The organism is Longimicrobium sp. (assembly GCF_036388275.1).
Classification (GTDB): domain Bacteria; phylum Gemmatimonadota; class Gemmatimonadetes; order Longimicrobiales; family Longimicrobiaceae; genus Longimicrobium.
Map to the genome: position 1 here is coordinate 1 of NZ_DASVSF010000078.1, position 15576 is coordinate 15576.

Genomic DNA, 15576 nt, shown 5'->3' on the forward strand with positions numbered 1-15576 from the left:
CCGGTGCGTAGAAGCCACACACTCCTGCGTCAACGACGGGTTTTACGCGGCCTCAGTCCCATGCTCCCACGGGCATTTTTGCAGACCGCGCCTTGTATTTCGGCCCCGCCACCCCTATCTGAGATGTGGGTAATGGGTAGCCCGCTTGCGGGAGAGGGGGCCGGGGGGAGAGGGCAGCCGGGGAATGCGCCGGATCGATCGAAGTGCACCGGGACCAGCCAGGGTTCGCCGCGCGCTGTCGCGTCCCGTTCGGGGCCATGCAGTGGGCGGGTGCGGCGTGGACCCGGGCAAGGTCGCGCACGACGACCACGGGCGCACGACAGCAGGCCAGTCCGCGAAGGCGGACTTCGGGTGGTTGTTGCCGCGAATTCATTCGCCCGACCCAGCCGGGGCTCACACCACGGCCACGGGTCCGAGTCTCAGGCTCTCGTGTCGCTGCCGCGCCCAGGTCGAGGGGCGTCCCAGGCAAGATCCTTCGGCCCGCGAAGTTTGGAGTGCGGGCGAGTGCGGTGCGCTCGGGCCTCTGGATGACAGAGTGGCGCACCGATGGAATGAGCGGCTCGCCACTCCAGATGGGACTGCGGGGATGTAGAGGGTGCAGTCCGCGAAGGCGGACTTCGTGACGTTCCAGCCGCGGTTTCAACCGCCACTGGAGGGGGACTGCGCCCGTGTTCCGGACGCGCAACCAAAACAGAAGTGTACCCCCTGTCCCACGCTGTTTGTGGGAGAGGGTGGACGAGCCTAAGCGAGGACGGGTGAGGGCCCCATGATCGACAACCTGATGGACTTCGCCACGCGCACCGCGCGCGAGGCCGGCGAGATCACCCTGCAGCACTTCGGGCACGCGGCCGTCCGCTTCAAGGGCGACGGCAGCGAGGTGACCGCCGCCGACCTCGCCGCCGAGGCGTACATCCGCGACGCGCTCGTCCAGGCGTTTCCCGACGACGGCATCGTGGGCGAAGAGGGTGAGGACACGCCGTCGCGCTCCGGGCGGCGGTGGATCGTGGATCCCATCGACGGAACCCGCTCGTTCAGCTCGGGGGTGCCGCTGTACTGCGTGCTCCTGGCGCTGGAGGTGGACGGCACGCCGACCCTGGGATGCGCCCACTTTCCCGCGCTCGGGGAGACCCTCGTGGCCGCAACGGGCGCCGGCGCCTGGCACAACGGCGAGCGCGCCCGCGTTTCGGAGTGCGACGACCTGGCCCAGGCGCGGATGATCACCTCCGGCCTGGAGTACTGGCGCGACCGATCGACCGACGAAGATCGCGCCGGGTTCGACCGCCTGGTGAAGGCCACCCGCTTCACTCGCACCTGGGGCGACGGCTACGGCTACTTCCTGGTGGCCACCGGCCGCATGGACCTGGTCTGCGATCCCATCGCTGGGTCGTACTGGGACTACGCGCCCATGAACGTCATCCTTTCCGAAGCCGGGGGCCGCTTCACCCAGTTCGACGGCCAGCCCGTCGGCGCGTGGACCTCGGCCCTGGCCACCAACACCCGCCTTCACGCCGCCGCCTCGTCCATCCTCCGCGGCGCGTAACCTCCCACACACCACCGGCACGGGGACGAGTGGCAGCAGGGAAACGCCCTGCTGCCGCGCTGTTCTGCACCACCGTATCCGCGCGCAGCGGTCGATCGGCTCCGGCGCGCAAGTTGCCCCTGCGTCGGTGCTTGGGATCACCCTCAACGCACTAAGACGGAGCGAGTGGCTTCTCCCGGGGTTTCTCGACCGGCCCGGACCGCCGGGCGCCGCACGGAAGCACGCGGCTATCTCGTGGCGCTGGCGCTCACGGTGGGCGCGCTGGCGCTCACGGTGGGCGCGCTGGCGCTTACGCTCGCCGTGCGCCCGATCGTCGACCGCAACATGATCGGCCTGCTGCTGGGTGCCATCACGCTCTCGGCCTGGTACGGGGGGCTGCGCGCCGGGCTGTCGGCCGTGAGCTTCAGCGTGGCCGGCGGGTTCGTGCTCTTCCTGCTGCCGCGCGGCCCCCAGGCAGAGGAGTACGCGGCCGACGCCATCGGGCTGGGGGTGGTGTCGGTAGTGGGCGTGTTCGTCGCCTGGCTGGTGCACCGCGTGGAGGTGCACCGCGCGGAGCTGGGCGCCCGCGAGCTGCACTTTCGCGAGATGATCGAGGCCGTCACCGACTACGCCATCTACGGGCTGGACGTCGGCGGCCGCATCGTCACCTGGAACCTGGGCGCGCAGCGGCTGAGCGGCTACTCCGAGGCCGAGGCCGTGGGGGAGCACGTGTCGCTCCTCCATACGAGCGAGGAGCGCGAGCGCGGGCATCCCGACGAAGTGCTGCGCGAGGCTACGCTGCACGGCCGGTTCACGGAAGAGGGCTGGCGTGTGCGCAAGGACGGCACCCGCTTCTGGGCGAGCGTGCTGATCAGCGCGATCCGCGCGCCGGACGGAAGCCTTTCCGGCTTCACCAAGGTCACCCGCGACCTCACGGAACGCCGCCGGGCGGAAGAGGAGCTGCGCGACCGCGAGGCGCGCCTGGCCTCCATCGTCGGCTCCGCCATGGACGCCATCATCACCACCGACGACGAGCGCCGCATCGTGCTCTTCAACCGCGCCGCCGAGCAGATGTTCGGCGTGGCCGCCGAAGAGGCGCTGGGCACCAGCATCGACCGCTTCGTTCCCGCGGGGCAGATGGCCGAGGTCGTCGAATCCGGCGGCACCGCGCGCGGCATGCACGGGAGCCGTGGGGCGTTTCCGGCGTTGCGGGCGGATGGAACGCAGTTTCCCGTCGAGGCCACCCTCTCCACCTCGGAGGTGGGCGTGCAGCGGCTGTTCACGGTGGTGCTGCGCGACGTGACGAAACGGATGCGGGCCGACGAGGAGCGCGAGCGGCTCCTCATCGAGATGGAGGCGTCGAGCCGCGCCAAGTCCGAGTTCCTGGCCACCATGAGCCACGAGCTGCGCACGCCCATCAACGCCATCGTGGGCTATGCGGACCTGATGGAGCTGGGCATCGGCGGCGACCTGTCGCCCGCGCACGCCGACTACCTGCGGCGCGTGCGCACCAGCAGCCAGCACCTGCGCGGGCTGATCGACGACGTGCTTGACATGGCGCGCGTAGAGGCGGGGCGGCTGGAGGTGCGCGCCGGCGAAGAGCCGCTGGTTCCCACCGTTCGCCAGGCCGCGGAGCTGGTCGCGCCGCAGTCGGCCATGCGTAACGTGACGCTTTCGGAGGCGGACGTGCACCCCATCCGCTATCGGGGCGACCCCGACCGCGTGCGGCAGGTGCTGGTGAACCTGCTGGGGAACGCCGTGAAGTTCACCCCCGCGGGCGGAAGCATCTCGGTCCGCTCGCGGGTGTGCGCGCGCAAGCCGCCGGGGACGGGACTGGGCGAGGGGCCGTGGGTGGGCGTAGAGGTGCGCGACACCGGCATCGGCATTCCGGCAGACGAGATCGAGCGCATCTTCGAGCCGTTCACGCAGGTGGACCAGGCGTACACCCGCGAGCAGGGCGGCACGGGGCTGGGGCTGGCGATCAGCCGACGGCTGGCGCGCAGGATGAAGGGCGACCTGACGGCCCGCAGCGAGCCGGGCCAGGGCTCGTGCTTCACCCTGTGGTTGCCGGCGATCCCCGCGCCCGAGCTGGTGATTCCGCCCGAGGAGCCGGTGCGGTGGCCCATGCGCCCCGGCGAGGTGCCCGGGCTGGCGGAGCTGGGGCGGATGCTGTCGGAGCGCTCGGACGAGGTGGTGCGCCGGTGGGCCGAACGCCTGGCCCGCGACCCCGCAATTCCCGATGCCGGCGGCCTGGACCGCGCGCAGCTGGAGGACCACATGGCCACGACGCTGGTGGAGCTGGGAAAGGAGCTGGTGACGCTGGACGAGGGCGGCGGCGAGCCGGCGCTGCTGCGCGACGGAACCGACATCCAGCACCTGATCGCCACGCGGCATGGCGAGCAGCGCGCACGGCTGGGATGGACGCCGGTCCAGCTTCGGCGCGAGTACGACCTGCTTCGCGACGAGGTAGAGGCGCTGCTGACCACCGTTCCCGCCTCCGCCGACGCCGACCGAAGCACTGCGCACGCCATCCTGCAGCGCCTGCTCTACCGCGCCGAAGAGCTGAGCACCCTCGAATTGAGCCGCACCACGTAATCCCCTCCTCGGGCCCCTCCCCGCAAACGGCGCGGGAGAGGGGAGGAGGATGCTGGAAGTGAGCCCGAGCGAAGGGCGGTCAGAATGCGACCGAAACCCCCACCTGGGTCGTGCGGTCCGCCGTGGGAAGCACCAGCAGACTTGTGCGCACGGAAGATTCACTCTGTCGCTCCGGCGCGCCGATCAGGGCGCCCGCCACCAGGCCCACCGCTCCCCCGACCGCCGACCCTACGACGAGCGCCAGCGGCCAGTAGTCCTCGCCAGCCTCACCCCGATTGGCAGCCCATGTCACGGCTGCGAACCCGGCGCCCCCGGCGAGGGCTCCAGCGGCCAGTCCCCAGAGCGCTCCGCGGCTGCGATCGCGCGGCTCGGCAGCGATCCGGTACGGGGCGAAACCTTGCGCGTGCTCCAGGGGGCTCGATCGCGGCAATGCGCTGGGCGCCGCCAGCCGCGCTGCCGCACGGCCGCGCGGCAGGGATTCGACGTCCTGCGCACGCGCCGGCCCGGCGGAAAGCGTCTGCAGCAGCACCAAAAACAAAAAAACGTACCGCATGAGGTCCTCTCCCGAAGTGTGCGGCTGTAGACACCCAGGGCACCGGAGGGTGTCGCCGGCTGGTCGGCTCGCCGGCGACGTGCCTGACCAGCCCGAGTGGGGCGTCAGAAGTCGAACGCGCCCAGAACCTTGGAATACGATGGCGCGTTCTTCTCGTACTTGTCCTGCCATCCGGCGAATTGATTGTATGTCCAGAGGCACTCGTTCCTCGTTCCCCCGCCCCCGTGTGCCGTCCGGACCACGCAGTCGATCAGCTTCGTGGTGCCGCTCTCCCGGTTTCCGATGTTCCGATCCGCCACGATGCCGAGGTGTTCCAGCGCGTTGATGGGTTGATTGCAGTTGTCCTGGTAGTTCGCCCCCTCGTCACATTTTCCCTGGCTGGAGTAGTTGGCGTGCTTGTCCTCGGCGATCCAGATCTTCGGATGCGCGAAAGGAGCTCCCTCCGGGTAGGCGAACTCGCCTGCGGCTCGCGTGCTCGACGCATCCCAGTACATTACGTCCCAATGCGCCGATAGAAACGCGTTGTTGAACCGCCACCAGCCGTTCTTGTACTCGACCTCCATGATGATGAACTCCGAGTCGCCGTCGTGCTTCGTCCACGTTTCGTACTGGCCGGCATCCTCGAAGTAAGCCATGAGGTGAATGATCTTCACCCTGGTCGAGCTGACCCGCCTTGCTGCCCAGTAGTTCTGCTTGTTCGACGCGTCCTCGCCGAGATCCCACTGAAGATACGGCCTGAATGCGTGGGCAATCTCGTATTCACACTGCTGCAGAAGTCCATCCCCGTCCGTGTCCCCCGCCGAGCCGGCTGCAACCATGCACTGGTACGTGTAGTCGCTGGGAAGCTTCACTCCACTGGTCCAGGCTTCTCCTCCTCCTACGGTTCCTTCGTTGTTGCATTCGATGACCGCGGTGGTCGGATCGCAGTCGGCCGTAGACATGACGGAGAACGCTTCTTCGCTCGTGCTGATCGTCTTGCCGGTGCGACGCGGAGCCGATCTGCGCCGCTGCTCCGGATCCCGACCGAACGCGATGTCGGCGGGCGCGACCGCGATGAGCGGGTAGCCAACGGCGACGCCGGTGGGCACGAGGACGGCTTCGCCTGTCGCCGTGCTGTACCCACGAATGGACCCGAGAGAAGGGACCTCCTCCTTCGGGATCGTATGTCCGACCACCACCGCTGAATCCGTTCCGCTCCAGGTGAGGCGATCGGAGAGCAGGGGAACCCAGATCTGCAGGTCCGGAAGCTTGTTCATCGCGGCGAACAGGCTGTCGCGGGAGATGCCGAGGCTTGCGGCGGCTGCTATGGCAATCGCCTTACCTCGCTGTCCTGCAAAGTAGCTGCGGAGGTGGATGCGATGGCCGGGAAACGGGCTATCGCGAAGGTCGACGAGTAGCTGCCGTCGGAGAGCGTCCTCGCGCAGCGCAGACGCAATGGCGCGGGTCGTGAGATCGATCTGCTGGGACTCGAACTGGCGGATGGACGCCGCGGGCGTCATGGCGCCGTCGCGGACGACTGCGGGGGTCGTCGGTGCAGATTCGGCGCACCCCTGGAGCACGACTGCTGCCAAGAGGCCCGAAAAGAAGAACCGCGTGGATCGGAGGGGCATATGAGCTCCGGTAGGAAACGGAAGAGGACCGCCGGTTCCACCATAAACATTTGGATAGGTCTTCGCAATGGTTACCCCGGAAACAAGTGTCGGCCGCCGCACCTGTCTGTGGAGAACAACCTCGCTCATCGGTGGTGGAACGTCCCTTGCCCCCGGGGGCGCGGCCGGACGACGGGTCCGGATTGGCCTGAACGGGAGCGGAAGATGAGTGGCGTGTTCAAATCGATCGAGATGGTGGGAACGTCGTCCGAGAGCTTCGAGGATGCGACGCGGGCGGCGGTAAAGCGCGCCGGCGAGAGCATGCGGAGCCTGGAGTGGCTGGAAGTCGTGGAGCAGCGCGGCTACATCAGCGGCGGCGACATCCGCGAGTACCAGGTGAAGGTGAAGCTCTGGTTCAAGCTCGAAGGCGCGGACGAGTAGGTCCACGGCTGGACGGCGACGCGGCCGGCTTCCCCGCATCGGGAAGCCGGCCGCGTTCGTCGTGGAGCCGATCCGCCGCTCAGAAGATCAGCGACACGGCGAACGCCGCCACGACGAGGGCTACTACCACGATCGCCCAACCGGAGAGCCCCATTCGTGTGGACTTTACGTCGCCGATGGTATCGCCGCGGGCGCGGTCGTCGGGCCCGATCTCCGGGTCGGTAGTCTGAAATCGGTTGGGATCGGGTCCGCTCGCCATCCATGCCTCTCGGTGCGGGTCAGGTGTTTGGATCCCGGCTACGCAACGCCCGCGCCGTCGCCCTACACCGGGGGCTGCTCCACCAGCGGCGCACCATTCAGCACCACCACCCGCACCGCGCCGCCGGGCCGCAGCTCCGCCCCGGCCGGAACGATGGCCAGTCCATCCGCGGCCGACATGGAGCTGGCGATCCCCGATCCCTGCGGCCCGGTCAGCTGCGCCAGGAACGACTCGTCGGCCTGCCGATCCAGCCGCACGCGGGGCAGGTGCATCAGGTCGCCCCGGGCCGAGTAGGGTACGGCCAGCCGCACCGTCATCGACGGAAAGTGGATGCGCGTGTGCCCGCACATCCGCAGCAGCACGGGGCGCACGAACAGCGCGAAGGTCACCATGGTCGACACGGGGTTCCCCGGCAGCCCGAACCACGGGATTCCGCCCAGCGCGCCCACCCGGCCGAACGCCAGCGCGGAGCCCGGCCGCACGCGCACGCGCCAGAAATCCACCTCCGTGTCCATCGCCTGCAGCGCGGCCGCCACGTGATCGTGCTCACCCACGCTGATTCCCGCGGTGGTGATCAGCGCGTCGCAGCCGGCCGCGAGCTTCAGGTGCTCGACCAGGCTCTCGGGCGTGTCGCGGGCAATGCCCAGCACGCGCGCCTCCAGCCCCGCCTCGGCCAACTGCGCGGCGAGCGCGTAGCTGTTGGTGTTGACGATCCGCCGGCCGGCGCGCACCTGGTCGAACTCCTCCACCGGCACCAGCTCGTCGCCCGAGGCCAGGATGGCGACGACGGGCCGGCGCACGACGCGGAGGGAGGTGCGCCCCACCGCGGCGGCCAGCGCGATCTCCGCCGCGCGCAGCACGGTCCCGGCGCGCAGCACCACGTCGCCTTCGTCCACGTCCTCACCGCGGGAGCGTACGTTCCGCCCCGTGTCGGCATCCAGGTGGATGGTCACGCGCCCGCCCGCCATCCCGATCTCCACGCCGCCGTCCGTGTGCTCCACGCGGATCACCGAATCCGCCCCGTCCGGCACCGGCGCACCGGTCATGATGCGGATGGCCTCGCGTGGGCCCAGGGCGCGCGAGGCGAAGTGGCCCGCAGGCACATCGTCGACCACGGGCAGGGTCACCGGCGCTTCGGGAGAGGCGCCCAGGACGTCCGCCGCGCGCACGGCGAATCCGTCCATCGCGCTGTTGTCCCAGGGCGGCAGGTCCACGGGAGACACCACGTCCTCCGCCAGCACCGAGCCGAGCGCCTGCATCAGCGGCCGCTCCTCCGCAGCCAGCGGTTGGACGCCAGCCAGGATGGCCTGCAGCGCGTCGCCGGCGCTCAGCCAGTCGGGGGCGCGCTCAGCGGGCATCCGCACCCGCCAGGAAGCGCTCGGTCACCAGGTCCGCCACCCACGCTACGTGCGCGAGCGGTTCGTCCGGGTCGAGCAGGACAACGGGGACGGGGCAGATGAGATCGGGATCGTCGGTCACGATGGCGGTCAGCAGGGGGTCGGGGGTGGCTAGGTCGTGGATCGGGCGATCATGTACGGCGCGGCGGAAGACCTCGATGCGGGGAAACGGGCCCTGCTTGTAGCCTTCGATCAGCACCAGGTCGTAGCCGCGCCCCGTGTAGAAGTCGCGGACCAACTGCCGCGGATCGGGCTCGCCTTCCGTCCGCATCACCAGCGCGATTTTCCCCTCGCCGGCCATGATCGTGGCTTCGGCCTCGCCCTCGTTGAAGTGGCGCCAGCTGTCGCGCCCGGGCTGGTCGGTTTCGAACGCGTGGTGCCCGTGCTTGATGGAGGCCACGCGAAATCCCCGGCGCTTCAATTCGGCCAGGAGCGCGACCGCAAGCGTGGTCTTGCCGCTGTTCTTCTTCCCGACGATGCACACCACGGGCGGCATCTCGGGGCTGGCGATGCGCTCGGCCGCGCGAAGGTCGTCCACCGTGTTCACGTTCAGGAAGAGGATCCCCGGATCGCCGATGCGCCGGACTTCACCGATCGGAATGCGGTCCGCCCGGACGCGGTCCGCGAGGCGAAAGGCCTGCCGCTCCCCATCCGCCAGCATGCGGTCGACCTCCGGCAGGCAGCGCACGGAATACCAAGCGCACAGCGGCTCGATCCCACGCCGCCCCCCACTCTCGGGGACGACCGCGTCCACATCGGCCGAAGCAGCATGATCCGACAGCGCCCGCAGCAGCGCGGCGCTCACGAAGGGCATGTCGCAAGCGACGACCAGCGCGCCCGTGCGGCCCATCTCCATCGCCCAGCGCAGCGCCGTGCGGATGCCGCCGAGGGCCCCCAGGCCGGGGACGTCGTCCGGGCGGATCGGCAGGTCGAGATCTGCGAAGAGCGAGGCATCGTTGGCGATGATGACGACCGGATCTCCCACCTGCGAGAGCGCGCCCCGCACCCGGTCGACAATCCGCCATCCGCCGACCGGTGCCAGCGCCTTCGGTGCGCCGAAGCGGCGGCTGGCACCACCTGCCAGGATCGCGCCCAGCGGGGCAGGGGAGGGCGGTGTGCCGGAGTCCGTCATCGCGTGCTGTAAGAATGGAGTTACCTGGCCCGAAGCTACCGGCGCGGGGGCGTCGGAACAACCCGGAAGCCGGAACGCGTCTTGCGCGCCGGCCGCCGGACGAGCGGGATGGGACGGAACGCGAACGGGAGGCTGAGGATGCGGGGATACGACGCGTACCGGGGTGGATGGCAGGGCGGCCCGCCGCCGATGGGTGGATACGACCGCGGCTGGCGCCCGCGCGGGCCCATGCACGGGGCGCCGTGGGGCGGCGGTGGCGGGCCGTTCGGGCGCGAGGGGTTCAACCGGTACGACCGGGGGATCTACGGCGACGCGTATCCCGGCTTCGGCGGCGTTCCGGGCGGCGGGCGCCCCCGGGGCTACGACGCAGGCGGGGGTTACGGGCCGGGACGCCCGCCCATGCAGCGCGGCTGGGGCGGCTACGCCGAGGACTACGGCGACGAGGGCGGCTACGCGCGGGCGCCATTCCTTCCCGACCGTGCCTACCAGCGCCACCCGGAGCTGAACCAGCGTCCGGAGCGCGGGCCGCGCTACGGCTACGAGGTAGACGACACGGACCTGGAGCTGGACGACGGCGAGATCCTGCGCGCCGTCCGCCAGCGCCTGTACGAGGACGTGTGGGTGGACGTCGACCGCGTCGGCGTGGAGGTGGAGGACGGCATCGTCACGCTCACGGGCGAGGTGGACGACTTCCTGGAAGCGCGCTACGCCTGGGACGACGCGTGGGAAACCATGGGCGTGCGCGGCGTGATCAACCACATCCGCGTGCGCCTGGACGAGGCTGGCCCCGCGCACGGCGACCTACTTCCGCAGAGCACGCACGGAACGTCGTCTGAACCGAGTGCGTGAGTGCGTGAGTGCGTGAGTGCGTGAGTGCGTGAGTGCGTGAGTGCGTGAGTGCGTGAGTGCGTGAGTGCGTGAGTGCGTGAGTGCGTGAGTGCGTGAGTGCGTGAGTGCGTGAGTGCGAAACAGATAAACAGAAAGCGGGTCCTGGCACCATGCGCCGGGACCCGCTTTCAGTTACTTCCGCACTCACGCACTAACGCACTCACGCACTTCCCCGCCTCAGTGGCTCTCCCTCGAGCCATACCCCTCGCCGATTGGCCGATCGGGCGGCACGTAGGGCGTGCCCTCGTTGACGGCTTCGGTGATGCTGTGGGTGCCGTACATCTGGCCCGCCAGGTCTTCCACCAGGTGCGCGGCCGTGTCGGACTGGTTTTCGTTGGTGTCGCCGAGCTGCGAGTCCGTCTCCATGTCCATCATCACGGCCTCATCCGCCGCCTCGGGAAGCGTGCCGCGGTGAAGCTCATCGACGATCAGCTCGTTCGTAAACTCCTGGATGCCCAGGATCTCCACGATCACCTGCTCGGCGACGGATACCTCGGAGTCGCTGCCCACCCGGCCGGAAAGGGTCACGTGCCCCTCTTTCACGGCCACGTCCACCCAGCCCTGGTCGATCTCGGGATGCTCCTGCAGGTGCTGCACGACCACGTCGTACAATTCCTCGTCGCTCATCCCGGAAAAGTCGAAGATGTCGCCCCTGTATCGTGCCGCCATGCGGCCTCCCTCGCGGTGCTTAGAAGTGGAACGCTCCCCCGACCGTCAGCCCCGCGACCGGGTTCCATTCGCCGCGCTCGGTGCGCGCGATGGAGAACCCTTCGGGCGTGTTCATCCGCCACAGCCGGCCCGTAAGCTCAAGCCGCAGCGAGACGTTCTGCGCGGGGAACCAGTCGGTCCCGAGGCCAGCGCCTACCGCAAAGCTGGGGCCTAAGCGGAAGCGCTCGGTGTCGTCCAGCTCCGCCTCCTCCTCGGCCGGGTCGGCACCCGCCAGGTCGCCCACCATGCCGCCCATGCCCACGACGAACGGGGCCAGCCCGTTCCAGGTGCGCGGACCCGTCAAATGAAAGCGCAGCCCCACGTCGCCCATGGCCACCAGAGAGGGGACGTCCACGCCCAGGTCCTCGGCCTCGATGCGGGTGGAGTCGGCCAGGTACTCCGGCGCGAACAGCCGCCGCTGCGTGGGGCTGATGCCGATCGATGCCTCGAGGGAAAGCGGGCCGCTCGCGCGAAGCTGGTACCGCACGCCGAACACCGGGCCCGCCTCGGGGCCGAGCGCGATCGAGGTGCTGTCGGTGAGGGCCACGTTCTGGTCCGGCACCATGTAGCCGGCGAAGACGTGGATGCTCTGCGTAGTCTCGATCCGCCGGAACGGCGAGGGGATGCTCTGGGCGGCGGCGGCGCCGGGGCCCAACAGGAGGGCGGAAGCCAGCAGCAGGGCGGTCCGCGTGATTCGCGTCATCAGTCAGGTCTGGCGGCGATGGAAAGAACAAGGGGGCCGGCACGTGCCCGCCCCGAACGGCGCGGCCCCCGGCGAGAAGCCCGGGACCGCGCCTAGTACCGGCCCGAAGCTATGGTTTGTTCCGGGGAGGGGCAAGGAACCGCAGAAGAAGTAGGGAATCAGGCACGGCGACTGACGAAGAACGGCAATCTGTCATCAGAGGCCCACGCGCACCGAACTCGCCCGCACGACCTGTCATCCAGAGGCCCATCCGCACCGAACTCGCCCGCACGACCTGTCATCCAGAGGCCCAGGCGCACCAAACTCGCCCGCACGAGGAGCTTCGCGGGCCGAAGGATCTTGCCTGGGACGCCTCTGGACCTGGGCGCGGCAGCGACACCAAACCCCGAGACGCGGAACCACAGCCCCACCCTGAGCCGCGGCTGGATCGGGCGAATGAATTCGCGGCAACAACCACACGAAGTCCGCCTGCGCGGACTGGCCTGCTGTCGTGCTGCCGCTGTTGTCGTGCGCGACCTTGCCCGGGTCCACGCCGCGCCGGGTGCGCCGAATCTGACGAAGCGCGATCGAATTCTCCTCTCCCCTGCGAAGCGGGGGAGAGGGCCGGGGAGAGAGGGCTCCCGCGGGATGCACCGCAGCCAATCGAACCTCGATCGGTGTTCTCCTCTCTCCCGCGCAGTTTGCGGGGGAGAGGCCGGGAGAGGGGGCTCCCGAGGCATGCACCGGCAGCCCGTCGAAACCTGGATCGAAGTTCTCCCCTCTCCCGGCGCAGTTTGCCGGGTGAGGGGCGGGGGAGGGGCCTACCGCCGCAAGTCCCGCCCGGTCATCGCCGCGGGTTGGGGTACGCCGATCAGCCCCAGGATGGTCGGCGCGACATCGCAGAGGGCCCCGTCCGCCAGTGCCGTGGCCGTCCGCCGTTCCTCCGGCTCCACCAGGATGATGCCGACGGGGTTGGTCGTGTGGGCGGTGTGCGGCCCATTCGTGGTCGGGTCCCACATCTGCTCGCAGTTGCCGTGGTCCGCCGTCACCAGCAGCGTGGTCCCCGTCTCACGGCAGGCCGCCAGCACCTGACCCAGCCCCTCGTCCACCGCCTCCACCGCCTTCACCGCCGCCTCCATCACCCCCGTGTGCCCCACCATGTCGGGGTTGGCGAAGTTGCACACCAGCACGTCGTACTTTTGCGCGCGGATGGCTTCCACCAGCCCGCGCGTGACCTCGGGTTCGCTCATCTCCGGCTGCTGGTCGTACGTGGGCACCCGGGGCGAGGGCACCATGCGCCGGTCCTCGCCGCGGGGCGGCTCTTCGACGCCCCCGTTGAAGAAGAAGGTGACGTGCGGATACTTCTCCGTCTCGGCCGTGCGGAAGCTGGCCAGCCCGTGCGCCTCCAGGACGTCCGCCAGCTTGTCGCCCATCTCCTGCGGCGGAAACGCGGTGGGAAGGGGAAGATTCTCGTCGTACTGCGTCATTGTTACTACGTCCACGCGCGGCCGGCCGGGCCCGCGGTCGAACGCGTCGAACGTTTCGTCAGCCAGGGCGCGCGAAAGCTGGCGGGCGCGGTCAGACCGGAAGTTGAAGAAGATCACGCAGTCGCCGTCGCGCAGCAGGCCGATGGGCTGCCCGTGGTCGTCCACCATCACCCTAGGCTGCACGAACTCGTCCGTCTCCCCCTGCTCGTATGCGGCGGCGACGGCGCCCAGGTGGTCGCGCACCCCCAGCCCCTCGCCGTACACCATCGCCCGGTACGCCTTTTCGGTGCGCTCCCAGCGCGTGTCGCGGTCCATGGCCCAGTAGCGCCCCATCAGCGTGGCCACCTGCACCCCGCTGCCGCTTCCCGTGCGGCCGAACAGCTCCGTCATGTAGTCGCGGGCGGAGCGGGGCGGCGTGTCGCGCCCGTCCAGGAACACGTGGATGTACGTCTTGGGGATGCCGTGCCTGGACGCGAACTCCGTCAGCGCCAGCAGGTGCGTATCCACCGCGTGCACGCCGCCGGGGCCGATCAGCCCCATCAGGTGAAGCGCGCTCCCCCGCTCCTTCACGCGGTTGACGATGTCCAGGAACACCGGGTTCTCGTGGAACTCGCCGGATTCGATGGCGGTGCTGATGCGCTGCAGCGACTGCATCACCACGCGGCCGGCGCCCAGGTTCAGGTGCCCCACCTCGGAGTTGCCCATCTGCCCCGCGGGAAGCCCCACAGCGGGTCCGTGCGTGGCCAGCCGCGCGCGGGGGTAGCCGCCTGCCTCCCACAGGTGCCGCCAGGTGGGCGCGTGGGCGCAGGTGACGGCGTTGTCGGGGGCGGGCTCGCGCAGCCCCCAGCCGTCCAGGATCACCAGGCACACGCGCGGGCGGGGGGACGAATCGGACATGGTTGGGCGGTCCGGAAAGATGAACGTGCTTGACGGCGCCGCGGGGCCGTGCCTATCTTGGCGCAATCCCGTTGAGATGACCAGCAAACTACGCCGCCCGAACGGTTTCGCCACCCCGGGCCGCGGCTGCTCTCGACGCGCAAGGACTTCGCCGCTCCTCACCGCCGCGCCGCCATCGTGCACCGCGCGGCCCTGCCGGACCTCGCGCCCCGCGCGCCGGCTGCATCAATCCGCCGGCCGGTCCGTTCCCAGCACACGTTCTACCGCCTAGCCTTCCGGGCCCCGCGCCCGGAAACGATCCGCCGTTCCCACGGCCGCAGTACACAGGAGTTTCAATGCACCGACCCCGCCGCACCCTCGCCACCGTCTGCTCCCTGGCCCTCGCCGGCACCGCGCTCGGCATGTACGCGCCCAACAAGGCCGCCCCGCCGCTCACCTGGTCTTCCGTGGTCCCCGCGTCGCCCGCCGCCGGCTCCAGCGACGCCGCCGTGCGCCTGGCCGCCAGCGTCTTCGGCCACAGCGGCAAGCTGCGCGCGGTGCTCACCGACCCCAACCGGCCGCTGAACCTGCCGATGGAGTGGGTGGAGGCCAGCCCGTTCGAAGCGTCGTACCGGTGGTTGCCGCAGGCCGGCACCGAGCTGCGCATGCTGGAAGGCGGCGGGTCGATGGTCACGGGGCTGCGGGCGCCGTCGTCCGCGGGGGTGTGGCGGCTGCACCTGGCGGGCACCGGCTGGCAGCAGGAGATGGCGGACCTGGCGGTGATCACCCGGGTGCCGTTCTCGGAAAAGCGCGGCGGCTTCCTGAACGGCTACCGCATCGGCACCTACGCCACCGAGCGCACCGTGCGGCAGGGTGCCTACGCGCCGCCTTCGGGGTTCATCGAGGTAACCGAGGCCAACCAGGACCTGCAGGTGTCGGAGCACTTCCGGCTGCGGAACTTCCTGACCAAGGACCAGTTCGGCGTGTGGCCCAAGTACCTGGCGCTGGACCTGAAGCTGATCGACAAGCTGGAGCTGGTGATCCAGGAGCTGAACGCCATGGGCGTGCGTGCCGAGCAGGTGGCGGTGATGAGCGGCTTCCGCACCCCGGCGTACAACGGCCCGGGCGAGGGCGGGCGGGCGCGGCTGAGCCGCCACACCTACGGTGACGCGTCGGACCTGTGGGTAGACAACGACCGCGACGGCTACATGGACGACCTGAACGGCGACGGCCGCCGCGACACGAACGACGCGCTGGTGGTCCTTCGCGCGGTGGAGCGCGTGGAGCGCCGCTACCCCGAGCTGACGGGCGGCGCGGGCGTGTACCGTGACAACGGGGCCCACGGCCCGTTCATCCACATCGACGCCCGGGGCTACCGCTCCCGCTGGTAGCACCCCTCGCCGTGAGAAAAGAAAAGGCCGGCCTCGTTCACGGGGCCGGCCTCTTCTTA

13 protein-coding genes are annotated in these 15576 nt (G+C 69.8%); 5 read left to right on the forward strand and 8 right to left on the reverse strand.

What is annotated here, in order from left to right:
* Positions 1-766 precede the first annotated feature (766 nt).
* Together VF632_RS16120 and VF632_RS16125 are read left to right on the forward strand one after the other, a co-directional pair.
* Entirely contained in the window at positions 767-1540 is a 774-nt protein-coding gene (locus VF632_RS16120; protein ID WP_331023947.1) for an inositol monophosphatase family protein, read from the forward strand.
* Positions 1541-1705: 165 nt separating this feature from the next.
* Positions 1706-4114 (forward strand): PAS domain S-box protein, encoded by a 2409-nt coding sequence (locus tag VF632_RS16125; protein ID WP_331023948.1) that lies wholly within the window; start codon positions 1706-1708, stop codon positions 4112-4114.
* 79 nt (positions 4115-4193) lie between these two features.
* Here the strand turns inward: VF632_RS16125 and VF632_RS16130 are convergent, their stop codons facing one another.
* Both VF632_RS16130 and VF632_RS16135 read right to left on the reverse strand, forming a co-directional pair.
* Positions 4194-4667, reverse strand: a complete 474-nt coding sequence (locus VF632_RS16130) for a hypothetical protein (protein ID WP_331023949.1) — start codon at positions 4665-4667, stop codon at positions 4194-4196.
* A gap of 104 nt (positions 4668-4771) precedes the next feature.
* The gene (locus tag VF632_RS16135; protein WP_331023950.1) at positions 4772-6166 is read right to left on the reverse strand and encodes a hypothetical protein; all 1395 of its coding nucleotides are present in this window, start codon (positions 6164-6166) and stop codon (positions 4772-4774) included.
* Between the two features lie 315 nt (positions 6167-6481).
* Between VF632_RS16135 and VF632_RS16140 the strand changes: the two genes are divergently transcribed.
* A complete protein-coding gene (locus tag VF632_RS16140) occupies positions 6482-6697 on the forward strand; it encodes a dodecin (RefSeq protein ID WP_331023951.1) in 216 nt (71 codons plus the stop codon).
* A gap of 79 nt (positions 6698-6776) precedes the next feature.
* Here the strand turns inward: VF632_RS16140 and VF632_RS16145 are convergent, their stop codons facing one another.
* The 3 genes from VF632_RS16145 to mobB all read right to left on the reverse strand — a co-directional run bounded on the left by VF632_RS16145 (position 6777) and on the right by mobB (position 9485).
* Entirely contained in the window at positions 6777-6956 is a 180-nt protein-coding gene (locus VF632_RS16145; protein WP_331023952.1) for a hypothetical protein, read from the reverse strand.
* Between the two features lie 62 nt (positions 6957-7018).
* Positions 7019-8314 (reverse strand): gephyrin-like molybdotransferase Glp, encoded by a 1296-nt coding sequence (gene glp, locus VF632_RS16150; protein ID WP_331023953.1) that lies wholly within the window; start codon positions 8312-8314, stop codon positions 7019-7021.
* Complete coding sequence (mobB, locus tag VF632_RS16155) at positions 8304-9485, reverse strand: molybdopterin-guanine dinucleotide biosynthesis protein B (protein ID WP_331023954.1); 1182 nt, start codon at positions 9483-9485, stop codon at positions 8304-8306. The genes glp and mobB overlap by 11 nt, the downstream gene beginning before the upstream one ends.
* A gap of 138 nt (positions 9486-9623) precedes the next feature.
* Between mobB and VF632_RS16160 the strand changes: the two genes are divergently transcribed.
* Positions 9624-10334 carry a BON domain-containing protein gene (locus VF632_RS16160; protein WP_331023955.1) on the forward strand — a complete coding sequence of 237 codons (711 nt, stop codon included), beginning with the start codon at positions 9624-9626 and terminating at the stop codon, positions 10332-10334.
* A 216-nt stretch (positions 10335-10550) separates the two neighbouring features.
* Here VF632_RS16160 and VF632_RS16165 read toward each other — a convergent pair whose 3' ends face one another.
* From VF632_RS16165 to gpmI, 3 genes are all read right to left on the reverse strand, one after another.
* Complete coding sequence (locus VF632_RS16165; RefSeq protein ID WP_331023956.1) at positions 10551-11042, reverse strand: BON domain-containing protein; 492 nt, start codon at positions 11040-11042, stop codon at positions 10551-10553.
* 19 nt (positions 11043-11061) lie between these two features.
* A complete protein-coding gene (locus tag VF632_RS16170; protein WP_331023957.1) occupies positions 11062-11784 on the reverse strand; it encodes a hypothetical protein in 723 nt (240 codons plus the stop codon).
* An 800-nt stretch (positions 11785-12584) separates the two neighbouring features.
* Positions 12585-14147 (reverse strand): 2,3-bisphosphoglycerate-independent phosphoglycerate mutase, encoded by a 1563-nt coding sequence (gpmI, locus tag VF632_RS16175; RefSeq protein WP_331023958.1) that lies wholly within the window; start codon positions 14145-14147, stop codon positions 12585-12587.
* Positions 14148-14482: 335 nt separating this feature from the next.
* Here gpmI and VF632_RS16180 point away from each other — a divergent pair, with 335 nt between their 5' ends.
* Positions 14483-15517, forward strand: coding sequence for a hypothetical protein (locus VF632_RS16180; RefSeq protein ID WP_331023959.1), 1035 nt, complete (start codon positions 14483-14485; stop codon positions 15515-15517).
* Positions 15518-15576: the final 59 nt, after the last annotated feature.